Raw genomic sequence first — 26,555 nt, 5'->3', positions numbered from 1 at the left:
AACTCGACCGGGACTCCGTGTGGTGTCCGAGGGGGGACTTGAACCCCCACGCCCGATAAAGGGCACTAGCACCTCAAGCTAGCGCGTCTGCCATTCCGCCACCCGGACAAGGTGTCTTGTCTTCCGGGCCGCTCGGCCCTTCCGACGTGGAAAACAATAGCAAACATTCGAGGGGGTCGATCACCACCCCCTTTCGGCCTCCGTCGTGTGACGGCGGCATGTCGGCCGACCGTCGCCCTTGGGCGGCGAGGGGGCCACGCGGGAGGATGGGGGGAGATCACCAGGAACCACGTGGGGCACGTAGTGGGAGGAAGCAGAGTGAGCGAGTCGAACAGGGCGAAGGGCATCACCGGCGAGGACGAGGTCGTGGACCTCTGCCGCGACCTCATCCGCATCGACACCAGCAACTACGGCGACCACTCCGGCCCGGGCGAGCGGGCGGCGGCCGAGTACGTCGCCGAGAAGCTCGCGGAGGTCGGACTCGAGCCGAAGATCATCGAGTCGCACAAGGGGCGGGCCTCCACCGTCGCCCGGATCGAGGGCGAGGACCCGTCCCGCCCGGCCCTGCTCATCCACGGCCACACCGACGTCGTCCCGGCCAACGCCGAGGACTGGACCCATCACCCCTTCTCGGGGGAGATCGCCGACGGCTGCGTCTGGGGCCGCGGCGCCGTCGACATGAAGGACATGGACGCGATGACCCTCGCGGTCGTCCGCGACCGGATGCGCAGCGGCCGCAAGCCCCCGCGCGACATCGTCCTCGCGTTCCTCGCCGACGAGGAGGCCGGCGGCACGTACGGCGCCCGGCACCTGGTCGACAAGCACCGTGGTCTCTTCGACGGGGTCACGGAGGCGATCGGCGAGGTCGGCGGCTTCTCCTTCACCGTCAACGAGAACCTGCGGCTCTACCTGGTCGAGACGGCCCAGAAGGGCATGCACTGGATGCGGCTGACCGTCGAGGGCACGGCCGGCCACGGCTCGATGACCAACGACGACAACGCGATCACGGAGCTCTGCGAGGCCGTCGGCCGTCTCGGCCGCCACCAGTGGCCGGTCAGGGTGACCAAGACCGTACGGTCCTTCCTCGACGAGCTCTCGGACGCGCTGGGCACCCCGCTCGACCCCGAGGACATGGACGGCACCCTCGCCAAGCTCGGCGGCATCGCCAAGATGGTCGGCGCCACCCTGCGCAACTCGGCCGCCCCGACGATGCTCGGCGCCGGCTACAAGGTGAACGTCATCCCCGGCCAGGCCACGGCGCACGTCGACGGCCGCTTCCTGCCCGGGTACGAGCAGGAGTTCCTGGCCGACCTCGACCGGATCCTCGGTCCCAAGGTGAAGCGCGAGGACGTGCACGGCGACAAGGCTCTGGAGACCAGCTTCGACGGAGCCCTGGTCGACGCCATGCAGCTGGCGCTGCGCGCCGAGGACCCGATCGCCCGCGCCGTGCCGTACATGCTGTCCGGCGGCACCGACGCCAAGTCCTTCGACGACCTCGGCATCCGCTGCTTCGGCTTCGCGCCGCTCCAGCTGCCGCCGGAGCTCGACTTCGCCGGCATGTTCCACGGCGTCGACGAGCGCGTGCCGGTCGACGGCCTGAAGTTCGGCGTCCGCGTCCTGGACCGTTTCCTCGACGCCTGCTGAATTCGCCCACCCTTTCGCATGTGACCGGAAAGAGTGAATGCACTCGGGGGCTCGTAGCCCCCTCCATTCCCCCTCGTTACAGGTGGTGCGGTCCGCGGCTGGGATCGCATTGGCAACTAGGAGGAATAATGATCAAGAAGGTCGTCGCTGCTGCGGCTGCCACTGGCGGTCTCGTTCTCGCGGGTGCGGGCATGGCCGTTGCCGACGCGGGCGCTCAGGGTGCCGCCATCGGTTCCCCCGGCGTGCTCTCGGGCAACGTCGTCCAGGTTCCCGTTCACGTCCCGGTGAACGTGTGCGGCAACACGGTCTCCGTGATCGGCCTGCTGAACCCCGCCTTCGGCAACACCTGCGTCAACGCCTGACGTTGTGCCTCGCCCCGTGAGGGTGTGAGCCGGTCCGGCCCCGGAGTGCGTGCCATGCACTCCGGGGCCGGTGGCTATTTCCGCCCCGGGTTCTCCACCCGGTGGCGCTCTTTCGAAGCCGAGCAGGCGAGAGCCGAAAAGGCAGGGAACAAGCTATGCGACAGGTCACGCGCAAAGGTCTCATCACCGTCGCGGCCGCGGGCGGCGTTTTCGCCGCCGTCGGTGGCGGTTACGCGCACGCCGATTCCGGCGCGAGCGGTACGGCAACGAATTCCCCGGGCGTAGCGTCCGGAAACTCCGTCCAGGTCCCGGTACACGTACCGGTGAACGCCTGCGGGAACACCGTCAACGTCGTCGGACTGCTGAATCCGGCGATGGGCAACAAATGCGCCAACACCTCCAAGCCCGGCAAGCCGGGCGGCGGTTCCTCCGCCGGCGGGCACACGAGCAACTCTCCCGGCGTGGGCTCCGGCAACACCGTGCAGGTGCCGGTCGACGTCCCGGTGAACGTGTGCGGCAACAGCGTCACGGGCATCGGCCTGGGCAACGCCGCCGCGGGCAACGACTGCGGCAACGGCATCGAGCCGACGCACCCGGGCAACCCCGGGAATCCGGGCAACCCTGGGAATCCTGGTAATCCGGGCAACCCCGGCAACCCTGGGAATCCGGGTAACCCCGGTAACCCCGGCAACCCTGGTAACCCTGGGAATCCGGGCAATCCCGGCAACCCGGGTAACCCTGGGACTCCTGGGAATCCGGGCAATCCCGGCAACCCGGGTAACCCTGGGACTCCTGGCAACCCCGGTACTCCGGGCACGCCCGGTAACCCCGGTACCCCCGGCACTCCGGGAAGCGAGGGCGGCCCGCACACTCCCGGTGCGAACACGCCCGACACCCACGGCCTCACGCAGCCGCGTGCCGTCGAGGAGCTCGCCGAGACCGGCTCCGGCCCGCTCGGCGTGATCGTTCCCGCGGGCGCGGGTCTGCTGCTCGCCGGTGCGCTGATCTACCGCCGCTCCCGCAGCGCGGCCTGATCCCACCGCACCACGCACGGGGGCCCCGCACACGGCGGGGCCCCTTCTCGTCGTCCTACCAGGTCGCCCGGATCTGGCGGATGATCCGCCGCTTCAGCCGTACTCTGCGGCTCCCGTCCCGGTGCAGGCTCAGGCGCTCCAACTCCCAGTGTCCGTACTCGGCATGGTCGGTCAACAGCCGCGTCGCCTCCTTGCGGGAGACACCGCGCGGCACGTACACGTCGACAAATTCGTATTCCGGCATCGCATCTATTGTGCGGGCACGGGCCTGCTACGGATAGCGTGCGTCCCATGTCTGATGCTGCGCAGCCCACCGCTGCCGAGGTACGTGCCGCCGCCGAGGCGGTCAAAGCCGCACTGGACCGTCACCTCGCGGCGGTCGAACGCCGCACGGGGGACGACGACACGGCCGTCTACGAGGCCTTCAACGCCCTGGCCGCGGCCGCCGAGGAGTACGACGAACTCCTCTACGACCGCTACGACGAGGTCACCCCCTTCGAGATCCCCGGAGCGGACGGCGCCCTGCCGCCCTACGCCGGACCTGACGAACCTCATGCCCTCAGCCTCCTGATCCGCCGCGACTACGCCGTGGCGGAACCGCAGCGCCTGCTCGCCCAGGCGCGGCGCGTCGCCGAGCTCGACGGCGAGGAGGACACGACCGGGGCGGCGGGCAAGGCCGGCGTCTCCCCGCTCGCCGCGCTCGGGGTGCTCTTCGGCGAGTACGAGCCCGACGAGATCGCCTCCCGGCACAAGGAGTTCGGCCTGGAGGAGGGCGACTCCACGCTCTGGGTCACCGCGGCCGAGGAGCTTCCGGAACCGGGGGAGTGGCTCAACGCCCCCTTCGAGCACGCCGATCCGGAGCGGATCATCTGTCGCTTCGACGTGAGCTCCGTCTTCGACGAGCAGGACGACGAGCACGAGCACGAGGACGAGGACGACGACGAGGTCGCCGGGGACGGGCCCGTGGCCGTCGGCTCCTGAGGAGACGGCGGAGGGCCGGGACACCACAAGGGTGTTCCGGCCCTCCGCCGCTTTCTCCCGGTCCTACTCCTCGGGCGTGGCGAGGAGGCCCTCCAGGAGCGGCCGCAGCCGCGTCGTGCGCTCCGGGGCGACCCCCTCGGCCACCGCGCGGGCCAGCGCCTGGTCCACGCCGTGCACGACCGACAGATGGCGCTCCGCCCGGCCGAAGGCCGTGTACACCCACGCGCGGCTCAGGCCCGCCGCGGCGTCCCCGGGCAGCACCACGACCACCGCGGGCCAGCGCGCCCCGGCAGCCTGGTGCGCGGTGAGCGCCCAGCCGTGCCGCAGCGCCGACTCCACGCGCTCCTTCGGTACGAGCAAGGCCTCGTCCCCGCACCGCAGTCGCAGGCCCTCGGCGTCGGCCGACAGGACCGTCCCCGTCACCGTCCGCCCCGGCACGGGCGCGTACGCCACCCGGTCCCCGGGGTCGTAGCCGCCGAAGCGGCCGGGGCCGGGGTTGAGCCGCTGCTTGAGGGCCGCGTTCAGCGCGCGCGTACCCGCAGAGCCGCCGTGGCCGACCGTGACCACCTGGGTCTGCTCGGACGGCACACCGATCGCCCGGGGCACCGAGTCGGCCACGAGCTGGACGGTACGGTGCACGGCCTCGCCGGCGTCCCGCACGGGGACGATCACGACCTCCTTGCCGGGCGCCTCGACCTGGTTCAGCTCACCGACGCCGATGCCCGACACGAGCTCGCCGAGCGGCCCCGGGTCGGGCACGCGCGAGGCGATCCGCGGGCACACCCGGGCGGCGAGCGCGTCGGCGAAGACCCGGCCCGCGCCCGGCGCCCCCAGGACCTCGGGGTCGCCGCTCAGCACCAGCCGGCAGCCGTCCGGCAGCGACTCCACGAGCATCGCGGCCGTCTCCACGTCGAGCTGCGGAGCGTCCAGGACGGCCAGCAGGTCCAGGGCGAACGCGCCGTCCTCGTCACGGCCGGGACCGGCGGTCCCGGAGAGCAGCGCGGCCACCGTCACCGCGTCCGCCCCGGCGTCGCCGAGCGCCCGCCGCCCGTCCTCCGCGTGGACCGCGAGCAGCGCGCGCAGGCCCCGCTCGCGGGCCGCCGCGACCAGCGCGCCCGGTTCGGCGCGGGCCGCCTCGCCGCCCGTGTGCAGGACGAGTCCGTGCTCCCCGGCGGCGCGCTCCAGCTCGGTGCCCTCCCAGGTGCCGGCAGTGGCCGTCCTGACGATCCGCGCGAGACCGTCGGCGAGGCTCTCCTCCGCCAGCGCGTACCGGTCGAGCCCGAGCAGGACGGGCGTGGCCGGCTCCCCGGCGGCCTCCGCCTCCGCCGCCTCGGCCGCGTCGTCGTGCTCGTCCTCGTCCGTGCCGGGCTCCTCCGCCGTCTCCTCCTGGAAGACGAGGACGGCCGCTTCGGAGACCGCCGTCTCGATCGCCTTGTCCGGATCCGGCACCGTGTGCCGGGCGAGTCCGGCGCGCACGGTCTGGAGCTCCAGCGCGGTGTGTCCCTGGAGCGCGGCCTGCTCAAGGACCCAGACGGTGAGGGCGACGGTCCGGCGCGGGTCGTCGGGTCCGCAGGCGCCGCCGAGCAGCGCCCGCGCGAAACCGTCCGCCTGCTCCGGTCGTACCCCGGGCACGGCGAGCAGCTGCCAGGGGTCCTCGCGCAGTGCCCCTGCGGCGCCCTCGCCGAGCGCGGCGGCGACCTGCCCGGCCAGCGTCTCGGGCGCGCCGCCCTGGGCCAGTACCTCCCGCACGGCCGCCGTGGTGCCGGGCGCCGGAACCGGCGCCGCGTCCTGGACGGGGGGCCGCACGGTCACGGCGGGGGCGGCCTCGGGCGCGGGGCGCCGGGGCGCGGGCTCCGGTGCCTCGTAGAACGCGCTGCCCGCGGCCGCGCCGCCCTCGACGGCCCGGACCGCCGCGAGGAGGTCGGCCGCCGTGCCGCTCAGCTTGGCGCCGCTCGCGACGGGCCCCTCCTTCTCGGCCTTCCGGGCCTCGATCCGGGCCCGGAGCTCGCGCTGCGCGGCGAGCTCGGCCTGCGCGTCGCTCAGCTCGGGCGTGTCGGAACCCTGAGCGGCCTCGGCCTTGACGCCGTCCGTCTCCGCTTCGGAAGCCTCGGAGGCGTCAGAAGCCTCGGAAGCCTCAGAGGCCTCGGAGACGGCGGAGGCGTCGGTGCCCTCGTCGTTGTCGGAGGCCTCGTCGGCTTCGGCGCCCTCTCGTACGTCCTCGGCGGGCTCCTCGGAGGGCTCCTCCGCAGGCTCCACGGCCTCGGGGGCCTCGGGTTCCACGGCCTCGGGTGCCTCGGGCGCGGTCTCCCCGGCAGGCTCGGTCACAGGGTGCTCCAGTCGTGATCCGGATAGCGGTGCACGGGCGCCGACACATCGTCCAGCGCCCGGCAGATCTCGTCAGGAAGACTAAGGCTCTCCACCGACAACGCGGCCGTGAGCTGCCGCGCCGTGCGCGCGCCGACGATCGGCGCGGTCACTCCCGGCCGGTCGCGGACCCAGGCGAGCGCCACCTCCAGCGGGGTCGTGGCGAGCCCGTCGGCGGCGGTCGCGACCGCGTCGACGATCCGGCTCGCCGCCTCGTCCAGGTACGGCTCGACGAAGGGCGCCATCGTCTCCGACGCGCCCCGCGAGTCCGTGGGGGTGCCGCTGCGGTACTTGCCCGTCAGGACCCCGCGGCCGAGGGGCGACGAGGGCAGCAGACCTATGCCGAGGTCCAGGGCGGCGGGCAGCACCTCGCGCTCTACGCCCCGCTGGAGCAGCGAGTACTCCAGCTGCGCGCCCGCGAGCCGGGTCCGGTCTCCGCCGAGCTGCCAGGTGCCCGCCTTGGCCAGCTGCCAGCCGCAGAAGTTCGCCACGCCCGCGTACCGCGCCCGCCCGCTCCTTACGGCGATGTCGAGTGCCTGGAGGGACTCGTCAAGGGGCGTGCACGGGTCGAAGGCGTGCAGCTGCCACAGGTCCACGTGGTCGGTGCCGAGCCGCGCGAGGGAGGCGTCGAGTGCGGCGAGCAGATGCCCGCGCGAGCCGTCGGTGCGCCGGTCGAGGTCCGCCACGCTGCCCGCCTTGGTCGACAGGACGAGGTCCTGCCGGGGCACCAGGCGCTCCATCAGCCGCCCGAGCAGATACTCCGCTTCGCCCCCGCCGTACACGTCGGCGGTGTCCACGAGCGTGCCGCCCGCGTCCCAGAACACCTTCAACTGCTCGGCGGCGTCGTGCTCGTCGGTGTCCCGCCCCCAGGTGAGCGTGCCCAGTCCGATGCGCGACACGCGCAGGCCGGTACGTCCGAGATGCCTCTGCTCCATGGCCGCGAGATTACTGGCCAGGGCACCACGCGGAGAGAGCCTGTGGACAACCGGCCCCTGACGGATGGCGGAACCGCGCGCTAGAGTCCGGCCCACAGGGACGTTACCGATGGGTAAGGGGTGTGTGGAATGCGGCTCGGCATCAACCTCGGCTACTGGGGCGCCGGAATGGACGGCGACAACCTCGCCGTCGCCCAGGAGGCGGACCGCCTCGGCTACGACGTGTGCTGGGCCGCCGAGGCCTACGGGTCGGACGCCCCCACGGTCCTCGCCTGGGTAGCGGCGAAGACGGAACGGATCGACGTCGGCTCCGCGATCATGCAGATCCCGGCGCGCCAGCCCGCGATGACGGCGATGACCGCCGCCACCCTCGACTCGCTCACCGGCGGCCGGTTCCGCCTCGGCCTGGGCGTCTCCGGCCCCCAGGTCTCCGAGGGCTGGTACGGCGTGAAGTTCGACAAGCCGCTGGCCAGGACCCGCGAGTACGTCGAGATCGTCCGCCGCGCGATGTCCCGCGAGCGCCTCAGCTACGAGGGCGAGCACTGGACGCTGCCGCTGCCCGACGGGCCCGGCAAGCCCATCAAGCTCACCGTCCACCCGCAGCGCGAGCACATCCCGCTCTACATCGCCGCCATCGGCCCCAAGAACCTGGAGCAGACCGGCGAGATCGCCGACGGCGCGCTGCTGATCTTCCCCTCCGCCGAGCACCTGGAGGAGACCGCGCTCCGGCACCTGCGCGCGGGCCGCGAGAAGGCCGGGCTGACCATGGACGGCTTCGACGTCTGTCCGACCCTGCCGCTCGCCCTCGGCGAGGACGTCGGCGCGCTCGCCGACGTCTTCCGGCCGTACACCGCGCTGTACGTCGGCGGCATGGGCAGCCGCAAGCAGAACTTCTACAACCAGCTCGCGCAGCGCATGGGCTACGAGAAGGAGGCCGCCGAGATCCAGGACAAGTACCTGGCCGGCGACAAGGCGGGCGCCGCGGCCGCCGTGCCCCACAGCCTGATCGACCAGACGACCCTGCTCGGCTCCGTCGAGCGGATCGCCGAGCGGATGACGGGCTACGCGGAGGCCGGGGTCACCACCCTCACCCTCGCCCCGGCCGGGTTCACGCTCGACGAGCGGCTGGCGGCCCTGCGGGCAGGCGTCGAGGCGATGGAGCACGCGGGACTCGCGTAACCCCCGCAGGGCGTCGTGGAGGGGGAGTGGTCTGCGGCCGTGGTGGGGGCTCGGGGGTCTTCCCCGCCACGGCCGTCACGCAGCACAACGCTCCACGGCGCCCCTCGGTTACGCCTCCGGGTCTCACTCTTTCGGCCGAGTCGTCCGGCCCTCCTGTTGCCCTTCGCCCCGGACCGCATTTGACTCGTTGTTCCGGGGGCGACGAAGTGCGGTTACGCACGGAGGTGGCGGCGATGCTCACGGCCAAGAGCCTGTTCCAGGAAATCATCGACGACGACGAGTCCTTCCGGCTCTTCTGCTCCATCGCCGCCAGCGGCGAGTCCCAGGGCGGCTGGGAGAACGCGCGGATCGCGGCCCTCGTCGCGCCCGGCATGCGCGGGCTCGCGCCCAAGATCACCCGGCACGGCGCCGACGAGGACAAGCACGGCCGGATCTTCAACGCCCTGATGAAGAAGCGCGGCCTCGAACCCGTCCCCGTGCCGCCCGAGGCCGATTACACGGCGCTGCTCGAACAGCGCGGGATCGGCCTCGCCCACGACAAGCTGCGCCGCGACGAGCCGCTGACCGAGGCGGACATCATCGTCTACCTCGCGCACAGCCGGGTCACCGAGCAGCGGGCCGCCGACCAGATGGACATGCTCGTCACGTACTTCGGGGACCATCCCGAACTGGGCAAGGCCATCCACATGATCGACAACGACGAGGCGAACCACCTCGCCTACTGCCACGAGGAGCTGCTCCGGCTGGCCCGCGAGGGCCACGGCCGGCTCATCCAGCGCACCCTGCGCGAGTCCGCGCTCGCCGAGATCCAGGTCTACCGCGACGTCAGCCTCGCCGTCATGGGCCACATGGGCCGCATCCTGCGCTGGCCCAAGCCCAAGGCGGCCGTCCTCGTCGCCGGGATCCGCGGCATGTACGCGTACGAGCGAGCCGCCGGCTGGCACAAGATGGTCGACCTGCGGATGCCCGAGCGGCGCGACGCCCTCGGCGGGCCCGTGACCCCCGCCCCCGCCTTCTGAGGGCGCGGGGCTCACCGCGGGCGCCGAGCCGGCCTCACAGCCAGCCGCGCCGCTTGAACTGCCGGTACAGACCGGCGACGATCCCCGCCATCACGGCGATCAGCGCCGGGTACGACCAGGTCCAACTCAGCTCGGGCATGTGGTCGAAGTTCATGCCGTAGATCCCCGCGATCATCGTGGGGACCGCGGCCATGGCGGCCCACGCCGAGATCTTCCGCATGTCGTCGTTCTGCCGCACGCCCATCTGCGCGAGATGGGCCGAGAGCACGTCGGACAGCAGCCGGTCGAGCCCCTCCACCTGCTCGTTGGAGCGCAGCAGATGGTCGTTGACGTCGCGGAAGAAGGGCTGGGCGTGCTCGTGGACGAACGGCACCGAACCGGCCGTCAGCCGGGCGAGCGGCCCCGCCAGCGGGCCGCTCGCCCGCCGGAACTCCAGGACCTGCCGCTTCGCGGTGTAGATCCGCTCCGCGGTGTTCGACGCGGTGCCGCCGGTCGGCGCGAACACGTCCGCCTCCAGCTCCTCCAGGTCCACCTGGAGCTCGCCCGCCACGTCGAGGTAGTGGTCCACGACCGCGTCGCTCACCGCGTACAGCACCGCCGTCGGCCCGTGCCTCAGCACCGCCGGCTCCGCCTCCAGCCGGGTGCGCACCGCCGCCAGCGCGGCTCCCTCGCCGTGCCGGACCGTCACGACGAAGGAGTCGCCGACGAACAGCATCAGCTCGCCGGAGGAGACCCGGTCGCTCTCCGGCTCGTAGACGACCGGCTTGAGCACCACGAACAGCGAGTCGTCGTAGACCTCCAGCTTGGGCCGCTGATGGGCCTTCAGGGCGTCCTCGACGGCCAGCGGGTGCAGCGCGAACTCCGAGGCGACATGGGCGAACTCGGCCTCCGACGGCTCGTGCAGTCCCACCCAGAGAAAGGCGTCCCCCGTCGCCCGTGCCTCGTCCAGCGCGTCGGACAGGTCGGCGGGCCCGGGGGTCCGGCGCCCGTCCCGGTAGATGGCTGAGTCGACGATCACGCGCCGTATTCTCCCCCGCCGTCCCCGACCACGCACGCGCGCGTGCCCGCACCACCCTCTCCCCGCCATCCACGCGCGCGTGGACCTAGGCTGGCCGGCATGGCCACGTTGATCCTCGTCCGGCACGGACGCTCCACCGCCAACACCTCCGGAGTCCTCGCCGGGCGCATGCCCGGGGTCGCGCTCGACGAGCGCGGTGCGGCGCAGGCCGCCGCGCTCCCCGGGCGGCTCGCGGGCGTTCCGCTCGCCGCCGCCGTCTCCAGTCCCCTCCAGCGCTGCCGCGAAACCCTGCGGCCGCTCCTCGACGCCCGCCCCGAGCTCCCGCTCCACGTCGAGGAGCGGATCAGCGAGTGCGACTACGGCGACTGGTCCGGCCGCAAGCTGGCCGAGCTGAGCGACGAACCCCTCATGGAGATCGTCCAGGCCCACGCCTCCGCGGCCGCGTTCCCCGGCGGCGAGTCCATGCGCGCCATGCAGGCCCGCGCCGTCGAGGCCGTACGGGACTGGAACGCCCGGATCGAGGCCGAGCACGGCGAGGACGCGACGTACGTCATGTGCTCCCACGGGGACATCGTCAAGTCGATCGTGGCGGACGCCCTCGGCCTTCACCTCGACCTCTTCCAGCGCATCCACGTCGACCCCTGCTCGGTCACCGTCATCCGCTACACGCGTCTGCGGCCCTTCCTCCTCCGGCTCGGCGACACCGGCGACTTCGCCGGGCTCGTCCCCCGAGAGGCTCCCGACAGCAGTGGTGCGGCGGAGGTCGGGGGTGGTGCGGGCGCACCGTGATCCCTTCGCGCAGTAGGGTGGACGCGCCGCTGTCGTACGACTGTCGAGACCTTAGGGAGCCGGGAACGTGTCGCGTCAGGTGTTCCTCTACGACCCACCGGAGCGTTTCGTGGCCGGTACGGTCGGATTGCCTGGCCGTCGTACGTTCTTCCTCCAGGCGTCCGCGAGCGGCCGGGTCACGAGCGTCGCCCTGGAGAAGGCGCAGGTCGCGGCGCTCGCCGAGCGCATAGACGAGCTGCTGGACGAGGTCGTGCGCCGTACCGGCGGCAACGCCCCGGTCCCCTCGATCGCGCCCGCCGAGATCGCGGACACCGCTCCGCTCGACGCCCCCGTCGAGGAGGAGTTCCGGGTCGGCACCATGGCGCTCGCCTGGGACGGCGAGGAGCAGCGCCTGATCGTCGAGGCGCAGGCGCTCGTCGAGCTCGACGTGGAATCCGAGGAGGACCTCGCCGAGGCCGAGGAGCGGCTGCTCCAGGACGAGGAGAACGGCCCGCCGATGCTCCGCGTCCGGCTCAGCGGCGCCCAGGCCCGGTCCTTCGCCAAGCGGGCCCTGGACGTCGTCAACGCCGGTCGGCCGCCGTGCCCGCTGTGCAGCCTGCCGCTCGACCCCGAGGGGCACGTCTGCCCCCGCCAGAACGGATACCGCCGCGGAGCATGAGCAGCAGCCCCGAGACCCTGTCGGCCGCCGAGCTGCTCGCCCACGGTGAGCTGACCGTGCGCGGCCGGGTCGGCGAGGCGTCCAACGCCGTGCTCTACTGCTCCGTCGCGTACGAGGGCCGTGAGGCCGCCTGCGTGTACAAGCCGGTCGCGGGGGAGCAGCCCCTGTGGGACTTCCCGGACGGCACCCTCGCGCAGCGCGAGGTCGCCGCGTACGAGATCTCCGAGGCCACGGGCTGGGGCCTGATCCCGCCGACGGTGCTCCGCGAGGGCCCGTACGGGGAGGGCATGGTCCAGCTGTGGATCGAGGCCGACCCCGAGGCGCGGCTCCTCGCCCTCACCGAGGACGACGAGGCCGGGGAGGGCTGGAAGGCCGTCGGGCCCGCCCAGATCGCCGAGGACCGCACCGCGCTCCTCGTCCACGCCGACACCCCGGAGCTCCGCCGCCTCGCCGTCCTGGACGCCGTCATCAACAACGGCGACCGCAAGGGCGGACACCTGCTGCCGGCCCCCGACGGGCGCCTGTACGGCATCGACCACGGGGTCAGCTTCCACGTGGACGACAAGCTGCGGACGCTCCTCTGGGGCTGGGCCGGCGAGGAGCTGCCCACCGAGTCGGCCGCCGTCCTCGACGGCCTCGACCGCTCCCTGGCGCCCGGAGGGCCGCTCGCGACCCGTCTGGCGGAACTGCTGACCGGGGCCGAGGTGGCGGCGGTACGTGCCCGCGTGGCCGCGCTGCGGGCGAGCGGGCGGCACCCGGAGCCCTCGGGGCTGTGGCCGCCGATCCCCTGGCCGCCGGTCTGAGGCCGAGGTTCCGGCCTCGGCCCCGGCCTTCCGGTTGGCGCGAACGGACCGAAAAGATTCGGCCATCACACGCCGGGTGGGTCTGGACCCCTGGGGGGTATGCATGCACGCCTCCGACCCGCAAGAGCGCCTAATCGGTCAAGATCCCGGATCCGGTTCGTATCCGGAACACCTGTCCGGTTACGCTCGGGTCATGCATGCCTGGCCCGCTTCTGAGGTCCCCGCCCTTCCTGGCAAGGGCCGCGACCTCCGGATCCACGACACCGCGACCGGCGGACGAGTCACCCTCGCCCCCGGCCCCGTCGCCCGTATCTACGTCTGCGGCATCACGCCGTACGACGCGACCCATATGGGTCACGCGGCGACCTACAACGCGTTCGACCTCGTTCAGCGCGTGTGGCTCGACACCAAGCGGCAGGTGCACTACGTCCAGAACGTGACGGACGTGGACGACCCGCTGCTGGAGCGCGCCATCCGTGACGGCATCGACTGGGTCGGCCTCGCCGAGCGGGAGACCGCTCTCTTCCGCGAGGACATGACCGCCCTGCGGATGCTGCCCCCGCAGCACTACATCGGCGCGGTCGAGGCCATACCGGGCATCGTCCCGCTCGTCGAGCGGCTCCGTGACTCCGGCGCCGCGTACGAACTCGAAGGCGACGTCTACTTCTCCGTCGACGCCGACCCGCACTTCGGTCAGGTCTCGAACTACTCCACCGAGCTGATGCGCCACCTCTCCGCCGAGCGCGGCGGAGACCCGGAGCGCCCCGGCAAGAAGAACCCGCTCGACCCGATGCTGTGGATGGCCGCCCGCGAGGGCGAGCCGAGCTGGGACGGCGCCAGCCTCGGCGCCGGGCGCCCCGGCTGGCACATCGAGTGCGTCGCCATCGCCCTCGACCACCTCGGCATGGGCTTCGACGTGCAGGGCGGCGGCTCCGACCTGATCTTCCCGCACCACGAGATGGGCGCCTCCCACGCCCAGGCCCTCACCGGCGAGTTCCCCATGGCCAAGGCGTACGTCCACGCCGGCATGGTCGCCCTGGACGGCGAGAAGATGTCCAAGTCCCGGGGCAACCTCGTCTTCGTCTCGCGCCTGCGCCGGGACGGCGTCGACCCGGCCGCCATCCGGCTCGCGCTCCTCTCCCACCACTACCGCGCCGACTGGGAGTGGACCGACCAGGTCCTCCAGGACGCCGTGGAGCGCCTCGACCGCTGGCGCGCCGCGGTCTCCCGCCCCGACGGCCCGTCCGCCGACGCGCTCGTCGAGGAGCTCCGCGAGGCCCTCTCCGACGACCTCGACGCCCCGGCCGCCCTGGCCGCCGTCGACCGCTGGGCCGCGCTCCAGACGGCCGAGGGCGGCACCGACGAGTCCGCCCCCGGTCTCGTCTCGCGCGCCGTCGACGCGCTCCTGGGTGTCGCCCTGTAGCGAGCCCTGCGGGGTGACTCGCTCGTGCGCAACCGCCCCCGGACTTCCTGACGAAGTCCGGGGGCGGTTGCTTTTTCGCCCCGGAGGCCCCGGCTGCCCCGGCCGCCCCGGCTGACGGGCGACTCCGCGACCCTGACGCCCTGACGCCCCGACACGCGAACGGGAGGGGCGCCCTCGGGCACCCCTCCCGTACCGCTGTCTACTTCTCGGAGTCGCCGCTCCCGCTCTCGTCGGACGAGTCGTCGGCGGTTCCCTCGGCGGTCCCTCCGGGACCCGGCTCCGCACCGGGCTCGGCACCGGGCTCCGGTAGGGAGTCCGGCGGTGTCGACTCCGGACCCGGAGCCGGAGCCTGAGCCGGTCGCTCCGGCTTCGGCGGCCTCGGCCGGCCGCTCCCGGGGTCCCGCAGGAACGGCGAGTCGCCGCCCTCCGTCGCCACCCCGGGGCCGCCCCCGGGCCCGGTGCCCGGTTCACGCCGCCGCAGATAGCGCTCGAACTCGCGGGCGATCGCCTCGCCCGAGGCCTCCGGCAGCTCCGCCGTGTCCCGCGCCTCCTCCAGGGTCTGCACGTACTCGGCGACCTCGCTGTCCTCGGCGGCCAGCTGGTCCACGCCCAGTTGCCACGCCCGCGCGTCCTCGGGCAGCTCGCCCAGCGGGATGCGCAGACCGATCAGGTCCTCCAGGCGGTTGAGGAGCGCCAGCGTCGCCTTCGGGTTCGGCGGCTGCGACACGTAGTGCGGCACCGCCGCCCAGAGGCTCACCGCCGGCACGCCCGCGTGCGTGCACGCCTCCTGGAGGATGCCGACGATGCCCGTCGGACCCTCGTACCGGGTCTCCTCCAGATCCATCGTCCGCGCCAGGTCCGGATCGGACGTCACCCCGCTGACGGGGACCGGCCGGGTGTGCGGGGTGTCCCCGAGCAGCGCGCCCAGGATCACGACCATCTCCACCCCCAGCTCGTGGGCGAAGGCGAGCAGCTCGTTGCAGAAGGAGCGCCAGCGCATCGACGGCTCGATCCCGCGCACGAGCACCAGGTCACGCGGCTTGTCGCCGCCGATCCGGACCACGGAGAGCCGGGTCGTCGGCCAGGTGATCTTCCGGACGCCGTTGTCCAGGAAGACCGTCGGCCGGTTGACCTGGAAGTCGTAGTAGTCCTCGGCGTCGAGGGCCGCGAACACCTCGCCCTTCCATTCCCGGTCCAGATGGGCGACCGCGGTGGAGGCGGCGTCGCCGGCGTCGTTCCAGCCCTCGAACGCGGCCACCATGACCGGGTCGATCAGCTCGGGTACCCCCTCGAGCTCGATCACCCAGCGCCTCCTTTTCGAAGTTCCTGTCGTACGGACCAACCTTACGGCTTTCCGGCGGTCCGTCCGCAGCCCCCGGACGTCCCCGAAAACCCGTGCGGCCTTGATCGACTACCCAGGAACTCGCCTCCGCACACGGCGGTCTCACTCCTCCCAGAGCGTGCTCGGCGCCTCCCTCCGCACGACCGGCGCGATCTCCTCGGCGAAGCGCTGGAGCGTCTCGGTCTGCTCGGCCGTGGACTGGCCGAACGCGTCGACCGTGATGGACTGGAGGTCGTGCCCGTAGTGCTCGTGGTAGCCGAGGATCTTGTCGATGATCCGCTGCGGCGAACCGATCAACTGGGGTCCGCCCGCGATCGCGTCCTCGATCGTGCGGAACGGGGTGTTGTAGCCGGCCTTCCCCTCCAGATGCGGTCGGAAGCTCTGCCGGACCTTCGCCTCGTACAGGTCCCGGTAGCGGGTGACCGCCTGCTCGGTGGTGTCGGCGATGAGCAGCCCGCCCGAACCGGCCGCCACGCGCGCGTGGGCCGGGTCGTGCCCGTACTCCTCGAACTTCTCGCGGTAGTGGGCGATGAGCCGCGCGTACGCCTCCCTCGGCTGGATCGCGTTGGCGGTGAACAGCGGATCGCCGTGCTTCGCCGCGAGCTCGGGGGAGTTGAGGCTGGTCGCCGAGCCGTGCCAGATCCGGGGCGGACCGGCGTACGGGCGCGGCACCGTGGTGACGTTCTTCAGCGGAGGCCGGAACTCGCCCTCCCAGTCGACGCCCTCCTCCGACCAGAGGCGGCGCAGCAGCTCGTACTTCTCCTTCTGGAGGTCCCACTGCCGCTCCTCGTCCAGGCCGAAGAGGTCGAAGTGACCGGCCTCCGCGCCCTTGCCGACGACGAGTTCGAGCCGGCCGCGCGAGAGCTGGTCGAGGGTGGCGTAGTCCTCGGCGACCCGGACGGGGTCGAGGATCGCGACGACGGTGACGCCGGTGAGCAGACGGATCCGGGTCGTACGGGCCGCCAGCGCGGCGAGCAGCACGGTCGGCGCCGAGGAGAGGAACGGGCCCGCGTGGCGCTCGCCGATCGCGTACGCGTCGAAGCCGAGGCGCTCGGCGGTCTCGCCGAGCGTGACGACCTGCTCCAACCGGTCTGCGGCGGAGGGCAGTTCGCCGGTGAGCGGGTGCGGGGAGTGGGGGACGATCGAGAGGACCTGGAATTTCATGCGTCCACTCTGCGCGCGGAGTGTTGCGGCCGTGTGGACGGAGCATGGCACGCCTCAGGGGCGGCCCCTCCAAGAGGAACCGCCCCCGAGAACCGCGGAGTTACTTCCGCAGCATGGACTCGACCCCGGCGCGGACCTCGTCCGTCGCCAGACCTCGTATCGTCAGCGTCGTGCGGCGGCGCAGGACGTCGTCCGCCGTCTCGGCCCACTCGTGGTCGCGGGCGTAGGCGACCTGCGCCCAGATCTCCGGCGCGTCCGGGTGGATCCGCCGGGCGAGCTCCGGGTTCTCGTTCGCCATGCGGGCGATGTCGAAGGCGAGCGAGCCGTAGTGCGTCGCCAGGTGCTTGGCGGTGTCGGCGGCCATCCGCGGGCCGGGCGCCGGGCCGTCGGAGAGCAGCCGGTGCGCGACCGCGTTGGGGTTGGCGATGCCGGGCAGCGGGAGCCGCTTCGGCAGCGTGGAGACCGACTCGTAGTCGTCGCCCAGCGGGTGGCCCGGGAGGGCCTCCAGCTTCTTCATCACCGTACGGCCGATGTGACGGAAGGTCGTCCACTTGCCGCCGGCCACCGACAGCATGCCGCCGCGGCCCTCGGTGACGACCGTCTCGCGCTTGGCCTTCGAGGTGTCGCCGGGACCGCCCGGGAGCACCCGCAGACCGGCGAAGGAGTAGGTGATCAGATCGCGGGAGAGCTGCTGGTCGCGGATGGAGAAGGCGGCCTCGTCCAGGATCTGGGCGGTGTCCTTCTCGGTGACCTCGACCTGGCCGGGGTCGCCCTCGTACTCCTCGTCGGTGGTGCCGAGGAGCAGCATGTCCTCCCAGGGGAGGGCGAAGGTGATGCGGTACTTGTCGATCGGGGTGGCCAGCGCGGCCTTCCACGGCGAGGTCCGCTTGAGGACCAGGTGCGCGCCCTTGGAGAGCCGGATGGAGGGGGCCGCGTTCGGGTCCTCCATCTTGCGCAGGTGGTCGACCCACGGGCCGGTCGCGTTCAGCACGAGGCGGGCGGTGACGCCGAACTCGTCGCCGCTGGTGCGGTCCTTCAGCTCGGCGCCCGTGACCCGGCCGCGGGTGAAGCGCAGGCCGGTGACCTCGGCGTGGTTGAGGACGGTGGCCCCGGCGTCGACCGCGGCGCGGACCGTCATCAGCGCCATGCGGGCGTCGTTCATCTGGTCGTCGCCGTAGACGGCCACGGCCTTCAGGTTGTCCGTCCGCAGCTCCGGCACGTCCTGCGCGGCCTTGGCGGGGGAGAGCAGGTGCCCGACGCCGTCGCCGAAGGCGGACAGGGCGGAGTACGCGAAGACGCCGGCGCCCAGCTTGGCCGCGCCGTGCGGGCCGCCCTTGTAGACGGGCAGGTAGAAGGTGAGCGGGTTGGCGAGGTGCGGTGCCACCTGGCGGGAGACCGCACGCCGCTCGAAGTGGTTCTCCGCCACCAGCTTCACCGCGCCGGTCTGCAGGTAGCGCAGACCGCCGTGGAGGAGCTTGGAGGAGGCGGAGGAGGTGGCGCCGGCGAAGTCGCCGGCGTCCACCAGGGCCACCCGCAGGCCCGACTGCGCGGCGTGCCAGGCGGTGGAGATGCCCAGGATGCCGCCGCCGATCACCAGGAGGTCGTACGTCGCCTTGGAAAGCTGTTCCCGGGTCTCGGCGCGGCTCGGGAGGGAGCCGGACGCCGGGTGCGTCCCAAGGGCAGGGACGCTCTGCAGGGTGGTCATGTCGATCTACTCCTCGGATGCGTCTTCGAGCCAGCCCATGGAACGTTCCACGGCCTTGAGCCAGCTCTTGTACTCGCGGTCGCGCTTGTCGGCGTCCATGCGAGGGGTCCATTCCGCCGCGCGGCGCCAGTTGGCGCGCAGGGCGTCGGTGTCCGGCCAGAAGCCGACGGCCAGGCCGGCGGCGTAGGCGGCACCGAGGCAGGTGGTCTCGGCGACCATCGGACGCACGACCGGCGCGTCGAGGAAGTCCGAGAGCGTCTGCATGAGCAGGTTGTTGGAGGTCATGCCGCCGTCGACCTTGAGCGCGGTCAGCTCGACGCCGGAGTCCTTCGTCATGGCGTCGGTGATCTCGCGGGTCTGCCAGGCGGTGGCCTCCAGGACGGCGCGGGCGATGTGCGCCTTGGTGACGTACCGGGTGAGGCCGGCGATGACACCGCGGGCGTCGGAGCGCCAGTAGGGGGCGAAGAGGCCGGAGAAGGCCGGCACGAAGTAGGCGCCGCCGTTGTCCTCGACCGAGGACGCGAGGGTCTCGATCTCGGCGGCGGACTTGATGAGGCCCATCTGGTCGCGCATCCACTGCACCAGCGAACCGGTGACGGCGATCGAGCCCTCCAGGGCGTAGACCGGCTTCGCGTCGCCGATCTGGTAGCCGACCGTGGTCAGCAGGCCGCTGTAGGAGTTGATGATCTTGTCACCGGTGTTCATCAGCATGAAGGTGCCGGTGCCGTACGTGGACTTGGCCTCGCCCTCGGCGAAACAGGTCTGGCCGAACAGGGCGGCCTGCTGGTCGCCGAGCGCGGAGGCGACCGGGACGCCGTCGAGGACGCCGCCCTTGACCGTGCCGTACACCTCGGCGGAGGAGCGGATCTCGGGGAGGACGTTGAGGGGGACCCCCATCGACTCGGCGATCTTCTCGTCCCAGGCCAGCGTGTGCAGGTTCATCAGCATGGTGCGCGAGGCGTTGGTGACGTCGGTGACGTGCACGCCGCCGTCGGTGCCGCCCGTGAGGTTCCAGATGACCCACGAGTCCATCGTGCCGAAGAGGATGTCGCCGGCCTCGGCGCGCTCGCGCAGGCCCTCGACGTTGTCGAGCATCCAGCGGATCTTCGGACCGGCGAAGTAGCTCGCCAGGGGCAGTCCGGTCTCGCGGCGGAAGCGGTCCTGGCCGACGTTGCGGCCGAGCTCCTTGCAGAGGGCGTCGGTGCGGGTGTCCTGCCAGACGAGGGCGTTGTGGACGGGCTCACCGGTGTTCTTGTCCCAGAGCAGCGTGGTCTCGCGCTGGTTGGTGATGCCCACGGCCTTGACGTCGGAGGCGGCGATGCCGCCCTTCGTCAGGGCGCCGGCGACGACCTCCTGGACGTTGGTCCAGATCTCGGCGGCGTCGTGCTCGACCCAGCCCGGCTTCGGGAAGATCTGCTCGTGCTCCTTCTGGTCGACCGAGACGATCCGGCCGTCCTTGTCGAAGACGATGCAGCGCGAGGAGGTGGTGCCCTGGTCGATGGCCGCGATGAAGGGGCCGGACGTGTGTGCGTCGGTCACGGTGTGCTCCAAGGGGGTCTGGAAGAAGGACGGCTCAGGCGAACGCGATGTTGTAGATACCCGCGGCGATGGCGCCACCGATCAGCGGACCGGCGACCGGGATCCAGGCGTAGCTCCAGTCGGAGCCGCCCTTGTTCGGCAGCGGGAGCAGGGCGTGCACGATGCGCGGGCCGAGGTCACGGGCCGGGTTGATCGCGTAGCCCGTCGGACCGCCGAGCGAGAGGCCGATGGAGACGACGACGAAGGCGGTGATGAGCGCGCCTATGACGCCGAGGCCCTTGCCGCTGTCGTTGAGGCCCTGGGTGAGCACGGCCAGGACCAGCACGACGGTGCCGATGATCTCGGTGGCCAGGTTCTGCCAGGTGTTCCGGATCTCGGGGCCGGTGGAGAAGATGCCGAGCACCGGGCCGGGGCCCTCGACCGGCTTCTCGCCGACCGTCTCCGGGTCCCTGAGGTGGGCCTGGAACTGTCCGTAGTAGGCCACCCAGACCAGCGCCGCGCCGATCATCGCGCCGAGCATCTGGCCGGCGATGTAGACGGGGACGTTGTCCCACTCCCCGTCCTTGATCGCGATTCCGACCGTGACGGCGGGGTTCAGATGGGCGCCGGAGAGGGAAGCCGTCATGTAGACGGCCGTCATGACGGCGAAGCCCCACCCGAAGGTGATCGCGAGCCAGCCCGCGTTGCGGGCCTTCGAGCTCTTGAGCGTGACGGCGGCACAGACGCCACCGCCGAGCAGGATGAGTACGGCGGTACCGATGGTCTCGCCGAGGAAGATGTCGGAGCTGGACACCCGCGACTCCTTTGTCCTTCGTCCAGGGGAAGGCGAACCCCGGGTCCCACCGGTGGTCCGCGCCCTCGTGTGAGGGCGTTACCGGCCCTTGGCACTGCCACACTCTAGCGTGTGATTGCCGTTAGGTGTTCGGCAATGCCGACCGGTGAACGGAAGTTTTGCCCCCGGGTTAACAGCGCGTCAAGGGTCCGGGATGCGAAAAACCCGCCGATAACGGGATCGTTACCGACGGGTTCGGTCGTACGGGTTCAGTTGTGGAGGGACGGGTGCCCGGCCGGGTCGGAAGCGCCGGGTCGCGTCAGAAGCGGCCGGCCCCCAGGTCCCGGGAGACCGCGCGAGCGCAGTCCCGTACCGCCGCCACCAGTTCGGGCCGCAGCTCCCCGCCCGGACAGAGCCGCTCCACCGCGCCCGTGACAGCCACCGCGCCCACCGGCATCCGCCGCCGGTCGTGGATCGGCGCGGCCACCGAGGCCACGCCCTCCCAGGTCTCCTCCACGTCCGCCGCCCAGCCCTTGGCCCGGGTGAGGTCGAGCAGGGACTCGAAGGCGGGGAGCTCCGTCGTCGTCCGGGGCGTGAACGCCTCCCGGTCGACCTCCAGCACCTCGCTGTGCGCCACCGGGTCGTAGGCCGAGAGGACCTTCCCGAGCGCGGTGGAGTGCAGCGGCTGCATGGCCCCCACCTCCAGGACCTGACGGCTGTCGTCGGGCCGGAAGACGTGGTGCACGATCAGGACGCCCCGCTGGTGCAGCACCCCCAGGTGCACGCTCTCGCCGCTCGACCGCGCGAGGTCGTCCGTCCAGACGAGGGCCCGGGCCCGCAGCTCGTGCACGTCCAGATAGCTGTTGCCGAGCCGCAGGAGCTCCGCCCCCAGCTGGTAGCGGCCCGAGGTCGGCTCCTGCTCCACGAAGCCCTCCGCCTGGAGGGTGCGCAGGATCCCGTGGGCCGTGCCCTTCGCGAGCCCCAGCGAGGACGCGATGTCGGACAGGCCGAGCCGGCGCTCGCCGCCCGCGAGCAGTCGCAGCATCGCAGCCGCCCGTTCAAGCGACTGGATGTTCTTCGCCATCGCCCGGCCCTCTCCCTCTTAACGCTGTTCGACAATGCTGAACACTATCGGTCGATGCCGACCTTGGCTCACACATGACAGTGTCGGTCAAGAACGGGCCTTACCGGGAGTCCCCGCACACAGGATGCCGTCCGCCCCGTGGGACACCATGTCCACCCCGGGGTAAGCACGGTTACGCTGGCCCCGTGCACCCTCCACCGAGAGTGCAAAGCCGACAGCCGTCGCATCCCAGGGAGCTCATCCATGGCCTCGTTGCCGACCCCTTCCGCTGACAGCCGGAACCGCGCCGCAGCCCTCCGTGAGGCACTCGCCACCCGAGTGGTCGTCGCCGACGGAGCCATGGGCACCATGCTCCAGGCCCAGGACCCCACCCTCGAGGACTTCCAGGACCTCGAAGGCTGCAACGAGATCCTGAACGTGACCCGGCCCGACATCGTCCGTTCGGTCCACGAGGCGTACTTCGAGGTCGGCGTCGACTGCGTCGAGACGAACACCTTCGGCTCCAACCACTCGGCGGCCGGCGAGTACGAGATCGCCGACCGCATCTTCGAGCTCTCCGAGGCCGGCGCCCGGATCGCCCGCGAGGTCGCCGACGAGTACGGCGCCAAGGACGGCCGCCAGCGCTGGGTGCTGGGCTCCATCGGCCCCGGCACCAAGCTGCCCTCCCTCGGCCACACCACGTACGACGTGCTGCGCGACGGCTACCAGCAGAACGCCGAGGGCCTGCTGGCCGGCGGCGCCGACGCCCTGATCGTCGAGACGACCCAGGACCTGCTCCAGACCAAGTCGAGCCTGATCGGCGCCCGCCGGGCGATGAACGCCCTGGGCGTGGACGTCCCGCTGATCTGTTCGCTCGCCTTCGAGACCACGGGCGTCATGCTGCTCGGCTCGGAGATCGGTGCGGCGCTGACCGCCCTGGAGCCGCTCGGCATCGACATGATCGGCCTGAACTGCTCCACCGGTCCGGCCGAGATGAGCGAGCACCTGCGCTACCTCGCCCGTCACTCGCGTACGCCCCTGATGTGCATGCCCAACGCCGGCCTGCCCGTGCTGACCAAGGACGGCGCGTACTTCCCGCTGACGCCGCCGGAGATGGCCGACGCCCAGGAGAACTTCGTCCGCGACTACGGCCTGTCGCTGATCGGCGGCTGCTGCGGCTCGACGCCCGAGCACCTGCGCCACGTCGTCGAGCGCGTGCAGGGCGTCACGCCCCCCGAGCGCACTCCCCACCCCGAGCCCGGCGCCGCCTCGCTCTACCAGACCGTGCCGTTCCGCCAGGACACCGCGTACATGGCGATCGGCGAGCGGACGAACGCCAACGGCTCGAAGAAGTTCCGCGATGCCATGCTCGAAGCCCGCTGGGACGACTGCGTCGAGATGGCCCGCGACCAGATCCGCGAGGGCGCGCACATGCTCGACCTCTGCGTGGACTACGTCGGCCGCGACGGCGTCGCCGACATGGAGGAGCTGGCCGGCCGCTTCGCCACCGCCTCCACCCTGCCGATCGTCCTCGACTCCACCGAGGTCGACGTCATCCGGGCCGGCCTGGAGAAGCTCGGCGGCCGGGCCGTCATCAACTCGGTGAACTACGAGGACGGCGACGGCCCCGAGTCCCGCTTCGCCAAGGTCACCCGCCTGGCGCAGGAGCACGGTGCCGCGCTCATCGCGCTCACCATCGACGAGGAGGGCCAGGCCCGTACCGTCGAGCACAAGGTCGCCATCGCCGAGCGGCTCATCGACGACCTCACCGGCAACTGGGGCATCCACGAGTCGGACATCCTCATCGACACCCTGACCTTCACCATCTGCACCGGTCAGGAGGAGTCGCGCAAGGACGGCATCGCCACGATCGGGGCGATCCGCGAGCTGAAGCGGCGCCACCCCGACGTCCAGACCACGCTCGGCCTGTCGAACATCTCCTTCGGCCTCAACCCGGCCGCGCGCATCCTCCTCAACTCGGTCTTCCTCGACGAGTGCGTGAAGGCCGGTCTCGACTCGGCGATCGTGCACGCCTCGAAGATCCTGCCGATCGCCCGCTTCGACGACGAGCAGGTCACGACCGCCCTCGACCTGATCTACGACCGGCGACGCCCCCAGCAGGGGGACGAACCCGCCTACGACCCGCTGCAGAAGCTGATGGCGCTCTTCGAGGGCGTCAACACCAAGTCGATGAAGGCCGGCAAGACCGAGGAGCTCCTCGCGCTGCCGCTCGACGAGCGGCTCAAGCGCCGGATCATCGACGGCGAGAAGAACGGCCTGGAGGCGGACCTCGACGAGGCCCTCACCTCGCGGCCGGCCCTCGACATCGTCAACGAGACCCTCCTCGACGGCATGAAGACCGTGGGCGAGCTCTTCGGCTCCGGCCAGATGCAGCTGCCGTTCGTGCTCCAGTCGGCCGAGGTCATGAAGACCGCGGTCGCCCACCTCGAACCGCACATGGAGAAGTCGGACGCCGAGGGCAAGGGCACCATCGTCCTCGCCACCGTCCGCGGCGACGTCCACGACATCGGCAAGAACCTCGTCGACATCATCCTCTCCAACAACGGCTACAACGTCGTCAACATCGGCATCAAGCAGCCCGTCTCCGCGATCCTGGAGGCCGCCGAGGAGCACCGGGCCGACGTCATCGGCATGTCGGGTCTCCTGGTGAAGTCCACCGTGATCATGAAGGAGAACCTCCAGGAGCTGAACCAGCGCGAGCTGGCGGCCAAGTACCCCGTGATCCTCGGCGGCGCGGCCCTCACCCGGGCCTACGTCGAGCAGGACCTCCACGAGATCTACCAGGGCGAGGTGCGGTACGCCCGCGACGCCTTCGAGGGCCTGCGCCTCATGGACGCCCTCATCTCAGTCAAGCGCGGCGTCCCCGGAGCCGCCCTGCCCGAGCTCAAGCCGCGCCGCGTCGCCAAGCGCGACACGCCGGCCCTCCAGGTGGAGGAGCCGGAGGAGCCCGGCGGCCGCTCCGACGTGGCCGTCGACAACCCCGTCCCCACCCCGCCGTTCTGGGGCACCCGCGTGGTCAAGGGCATCCCGCTCAAGGACTACGCCTCCTGGCTCGACGAGGGCGCCCTCTTCAAGGGGCAGTGGGGCCTCAAGCAGGCCCGCGCGGGCGGAGCCACGTACGAGGAGCTCGTCGAGAGCGAGGGCCGGCCGCGCCTGCGGGGCCTCCTGGAGAAGCTGCACACCGAGAACCTGCTCGAAGCGGCCGTGGTCTACGGGTACTTCCCCTGCGTCTCCAAGGGCGACGACCTGATCATCCTCGACGAGGCGGGCAACGAGCGGACCCGCTTCACCTTCCCGCGCCAGCGCCGGGGCCGCCGCCTGTGCCTCGCGGACTTCTTCCGCCCGGAGGAGTCCGGCGAGACCGACGTCGTCGGCCTCCAGGTCGTCACCGTCGGCTCGAAGATCGGCGAGGCCACGGCCAAGCTCTTCGCGTCCGACTCCTACCGCGACTACCTGGAGCTCCACGGCCTGTCCGTCCAGCTCGCCGAGGCCATGGCCGAGTACTGGCACGCCCGGGTCCGCGCCGAGCTCGGGTTCGGCGGCGAGGACCCGGCCAAGGTCGAGGACATGTTCGACCTCAAGTACCGGGGCGCGCGCTTCTCCCTCGGGTACGGGGCCTGCCCCGACCTGGAGGACCGCGCGAAGATCGCGGACCTGCTGCAGCCGGAGCGGATCGGTGTGCACCTGTCGGAGGAGTTCCAGCTCCACCCCGAGCAGTCGACCGACGCCATCGTGATCCATCACCCCGAGGCGAAGTACTTCAACGCACGGTGACCGTCTCCGGAGGCGGCGACGCCGACCGGCGAGGCGACTACGCCTACCGGTGTGGCGACGACGACCGGCGAGGCGACTACGCCCACCGGTGTGGCGACGACAGCGACCGTCGCGGCGACGACCGGGCGTAAATCTCGGCGTCGCCGCTGATCGAGACGTACACTTGTCGGTCCAGTGCAGGCCGGTCCTCCTCCCCGTACCGGGGAGGGAGGCCGGCCTTCTCGTCCCTCCAAGGAAGGTGTGCCGGATGACCAGTACGGTCCCCGCGTCCCTGTTCCGCACGAACGGAAGCTCCGCGCTGCAGGCGGTCTTCCTCGACATGGACGGGACCCTCGTCGACACGGAGGGGTTCTGGTGGGACGCCGAGGTGGAGGTCTTCGCCGATCTCGGGCACCGGCTGGACGAAGCCTGGCGCGACATCGTCGTCGGCGGCCCGATGACCCGCAGCGCGGGCTACCTCATCGAGTCCACCGGCGCCGACATCACCATCGAGGAGCTGACGGTCCTGCTCAACGAGAAGTTCGAGCAGCGCATCGGGCGGGGCGTCCCGCTCATGCCCGGCGCCGAGCGTCTCCTCGCCGAGCTGGCCCGGCACAACATCCCCACCGCCCTGGTCTCCGCCTCGCACCGGCGGATCATCGACCGGATCCTCGCCTCGCTCGGCCGGGACCGCTTCGCGCTCACCGTCGCCGGGGACGAGGTCGTCCGCACCAAGCCGCACCCCGAGCCCTACCTGACGGCCGCGCGCGGCGTGGGCGCCGACCCGACCCTGTGCGCCGTCATCGAGGACACGGCGACCGGTGTGGCGGCTGCGGAAGCGGCGGGCTGCCGGGTCGTCGCGGTGCCCTCCGTCGCCCCGATCGCGCCCTCTCCCGGCCGGGTCGTCGTGCGTTCGCTGGAGGAAGTCGACGTGCCCTTCCTGCGCACTCTGATCACCGGAATCTGAGCTTCTTCTGAGCTTTCTCC

General features: G+C 71.7%; 22 protein-coding genes and 1 tRNA gene. 12 read left to right on the top strand and 11 right to left on the bottom strand.

Annotation, left to right across the window (positions count from 1 at the left end):
* Positions 1-20: 20 nt before the first annotated feature.
* A tRNA-Leu gene (locus ACZ6K0_RS25355) sits at positions 21-108 on the bottom strand.
* Positions 109-318: 210 nt separating this feature from the next.
* Here ACZ6K0_RS25355 and ACZ6K0_RS25350 point away from each other — a divergent pair.
* The 3 genes from ACZ6K0_RS25350 to ACZ6K0_RS25340 all read left to right on the top strand — a co-directional run bounded on the left by ACZ6K0_RS25350 (position 319) and on the right by ACZ6K0_RS25340 (position 3,040).
* The gene (locus tag ACZ6K0_RS25350) at positions 319-1,644 is read left to right on the top strand and encodes a M20/M25/M40 family metallo-hydrolase (RefSeq protein WP_376407515.1); all 1,326 of its coding nucleotides are present in this window, start codon (positions 319-321) and stop codon (positions 1,642-1,644) included.
* A 128-nt stretch (positions 1,645-1,772) separates the two neighbouring features.
* Positions 1,773-2,006 carry a chaplin ChpH gene (gene chpH, locus ACZ6K0_RS25345; protein WP_015032475.1) on the top strand — a complete coding sequence of 78 codons (234 nt, stop codon included), beginning with the start codon at positions 1,773-1,775 and terminating at the stop codon, positions 2,004-2,006.
* Positions 2,007-2,161: 155 nt separating this feature from the next.
* Entirely contained in the window at positions 2,162-3,040 is an 879-nt protein-coding gene (locus tag ACZ6K0_RS25340; RefSeq protein ID WP_469234541.1) for a chaplin, read from the top strand.
* A 55-nt stretch (positions 3,041-3,095) separates the two neighbouring features.
* Here ACZ6K0_RS25340 and ACZ6K0_RS25335 read toward each other — a convergent pair whose 3' ends face one another.
* The gene (locus ACZ6K0_RS25335; RefSeq protein WP_376407519.1) at positions 3,096-3,284 is read right to left on the bottom strand and encodes a DUF5703 family protein; all 189 of its coding nucleotides are present in this window, start codon (positions 3,282-3,284) and stop codon (positions 3,096-3,098) included.
* A gap of 47 nt (positions 3,285-3,331) precedes the next feature.
* Here ACZ6K0_RS25335 and ACZ6K0_RS25330 point away from each other — a divergent pair, with 47 nt between their 5' ends.
* Positions 3,332-4,021 (top strand): hypothetical protein, encoded by a 690-nt coding sequence (locus tag ACZ6K0_RS25330; protein WP_469234543.1) that lies wholly within the window; start codon positions 3,332-3,334, stop codon positions 4,019-4,021.
* Positions 4,022-4,084: 63 nt separating this feature from the next.
* On the opposite strand, the gene ACZ6K0_RS25325 is transcribed toward ACZ6K0_RS25330, so the two are convergent.
* Positions 4,085-6,346: a helix-hairpin-helix domain-containing protein gene (locus ACZ6K0_RS25325; protein WP_469234545.1), complete on the bottom strand. Its 2,262-nt coding sequence runs from the start codon at positions 6,344-6,346 to the stop codon at positions 4,085-4,087.
* A complete protein-coding gene (locus tag ACZ6K0_RS25320; protein WP_376407524.1) occupies positions 6,343-7,320 on the bottom strand; it encodes an aldo/keto reductase in 978 nt (325 codons plus the stop codon). The genes ACZ6K0_RS25325 and ACZ6K0_RS25320 overlap by 4 nt, the downstream gene beginning before the upstream one ends.
* Before the next feature lie 129 nt (positions 7,321-7,449).
* Between ACZ6K0_RS25320 and ACZ6K0_RS25315 the strand changes: the two genes are divergently transcribed.
* Positions 7,450-8,499, top strand: a complete 1,050-nt coding sequence (locus tag ACZ6K0_RS25315; protein WP_469234548.1) for an LLM class F420-dependent oxidoreductase — start codon at positions 7,450-7,452, stop codon at positions 8,497-8,499.
* A 233-nt stretch (positions 8,500-8,732) separates the two neighbouring features.
* Complete coding sequence (locus ACZ6K0_RS25310) at positions 8,733-9,518, top strand: ferritin-like domain-containing protein (protein ID WP_376407528.1); 786 nt, start codon at positions 8,733-8,735, stop codon at positions 9,516-9,518.
* 34 nt (positions 9,519-9,552) lie between these two features.
* On the opposite strand, the gene corA is transcribed toward ACZ6K0_RS25310, so the two are convergent.
* Complete coding sequence (gene corA, locus ACZ6K0_RS25305; RefSeq protein WP_469234690.1) at positions 9,553-10,545, bottom strand: magnesium/cobalt transporter CorA; 993 nt, start codon at positions 10,543-10,545, stop codon at positions 9,553-9,555.
* Positions 10,546-10,635: 90 nt separating this feature from the next.
* Here corA and ACZ6K0_RS25300 point away from each other — a divergent pair, with 90 nt between their 5' ends.
* The 4 genes from ACZ6K0_RS25300 to mshC all read left to right on the top strand — a co-directional run bounded on the left by ACZ6K0_RS25300 (position 10,636) and on the right by mshC (position 14,209).
* Positions 10,636-11,325 carry a histidine phosphatase family protein gene (locus ACZ6K0_RS25300; protein WP_376407535.1) on the top strand — a complete coding sequence of 230 codons (690 nt, stop codon included), beginning with the start codon at positions 10,636-10,638 and terminating at the stop codon, positions 11,323-11,325.
* A gap of 67 nt (positions 11,326-11,392) precedes the next feature.
* Positions 11,393-11,983 carry a DUF3090 domain-containing protein gene (locus tag ACZ6K0_RS25295; RefSeq protein ID WP_376407537.1) on the top strand — a complete coding sequence of 197 codons (591 nt, stop codon included), beginning with the start codon at positions 11,393-11,395 and terminating at the stop codon, positions 11,981-11,983.
* Positions 11,980-12,786 (top strand): SCO1664 family protein, encoded by an 807-nt coding sequence (locus ACZ6K0_RS25290; protein ID WP_469234551.1) that lies wholly within the window; start codon positions 11,980-11,982, stop codon positions 12,784-12,786. Before ACZ6K0_RS25295 ends, ACZ6K0_RS25290 begins: the two co-directional genes overlap by 4 nt.
* 193 nt (positions 12,787-12,979) lie before the next feature.
* A complete protein-coding gene (gene mshC / locus ACZ6K0_RS25285; protein WP_376407541.1) occupies positions 12,980-14,209 on the top strand; it encodes a cysteine--1-D-myo-inosityl 2-amino-2-deoxy-alpha-D-glucopyranoside ligase in 1,230 nt (409 codons plus the stop codon).
* 199 nt (positions 14,210-14,408) lie between these two features.
* Here the strand turns inward: mshC and ACZ6K0_RS25280 are convergent, their stop codons facing one another.
* The 6 genes from ACZ6K0_RS25280 to ACZ6K0_RS25255 all read right to left on the bottom strand — a co-directional run bounded on the left by ACZ6K0_RS25280 (position 14,409) and on the right by ACZ6K0_RS25255 (position 21,815).
* A complete protein-coding gene (locus tag ACZ6K0_RS25280; protein WP_469234553.1) occupies positions 14,409-15,512 on the bottom strand; it encodes a PAC2 family protein in 1,104 nt (367 codons plus the stop codon).
* Positions 15,513-15,653: 141 nt separating this feature from the next.
* Positions 15,654-16,715, bottom strand: coding sequence for an LLM class flavin-dependent oxidoreductase (locus ACZ6K0_RS25275; RefSeq protein ID WP_376407545.1), 1,062 nt, complete (start codon positions 16,713-16,715; stop codon positions 15,654-15,656).
* A 100-nt stretch (positions 16,716-16,815) separates the two neighbouring features.
* The gene (locus ACZ6K0_RS25270; RefSeq protein ID WP_469234556.1) at positions 16,816-18,420 is read right to left on the bottom strand and encodes a glycerol-3-phosphate dehydrogenase/oxidase; all 1,605 of its coding nucleotides are present in this window, start codon (positions 18,418-18,420) and stop codon (positions 16,816-16,818) included.
* A 6-nt stretch (positions 18,421-18,426) separates the two neighbouring features.
* Complete coding sequence (glpK, locus tag ACZ6K0_RS25265; protein WP_469234558.1) at positions 18,427-19,959, bottom strand: glycerol kinase GlpK; 1,533 nt, start codon at positions 19,957-19,959, stop codon at positions 18,427-18,429.
* Positions 19,960-19,993: 34 nt separating this feature from the next.
* The gene (locus ACZ6K0_RS25260; protein ID WP_376407551.1) at positions 19,994-20,752 is read right to left on the bottom strand and encodes an MIP/aquaporin family protein; all 759 of its coding nucleotides are present in this window, start codon (positions 20,750-20,752) and stop codon (positions 19,994-19,996) included.
* Between the two features lie 298 nt (positions 20,753-21,050).
* Positions 21,051-21,815: an IclR family transcriptional regulator gene (locus ACZ6K0_RS25255; protein ID WP_376407553.1), complete on the bottom strand. Its 765-nt coding sequence runs from the start codon at positions 21,813-21,815 to the stop codon at positions 21,051-21,053.
* A gap of 243 nt (positions 21,816-22,058) precedes the next feature.
* Here ACZ6K0_RS25255 and metH point away from each other — a divergent pair, with 243 nt between their 5' ends.
* Both metH and ACZ6K0_RS25245 read left to right on the top strand, forming a co-directional pair.
* The gene (gene metH, locus ACZ6K0_RS25250; protein WP_469234560.1) at positions 22,059-25,589 is read left to right on the top strand and encodes a methionine synthase; all 3,531 of its coding nucleotides are present in this window, start codon (positions 22,059-22,061) and stop codon (positions 25,587-25,589) included.
* Between the two features lie 247 nt (positions 25,590-25,836).
* Positions 25,837-26,535 carry an HAD family hydrolase gene (locus ACZ6K0_RS25245; RefSeq protein ID WP_376407557.1) on the top strand — a complete coding sequence of 233 codons (699 nt, stop codon included), beginning with the start codon at positions 25,837-25,839 and terminating at the stop codon, positions 26,533-26,535.
* Positions 26,536-26,555: the final 20 nt, after the last annotated feature.

Source organism: Streptomyces sp. NPDC042346, from assembly GCF_055581845.1.
This window is presented reverse-complemented; position numbering and strand designations above follow the sequence as displayed.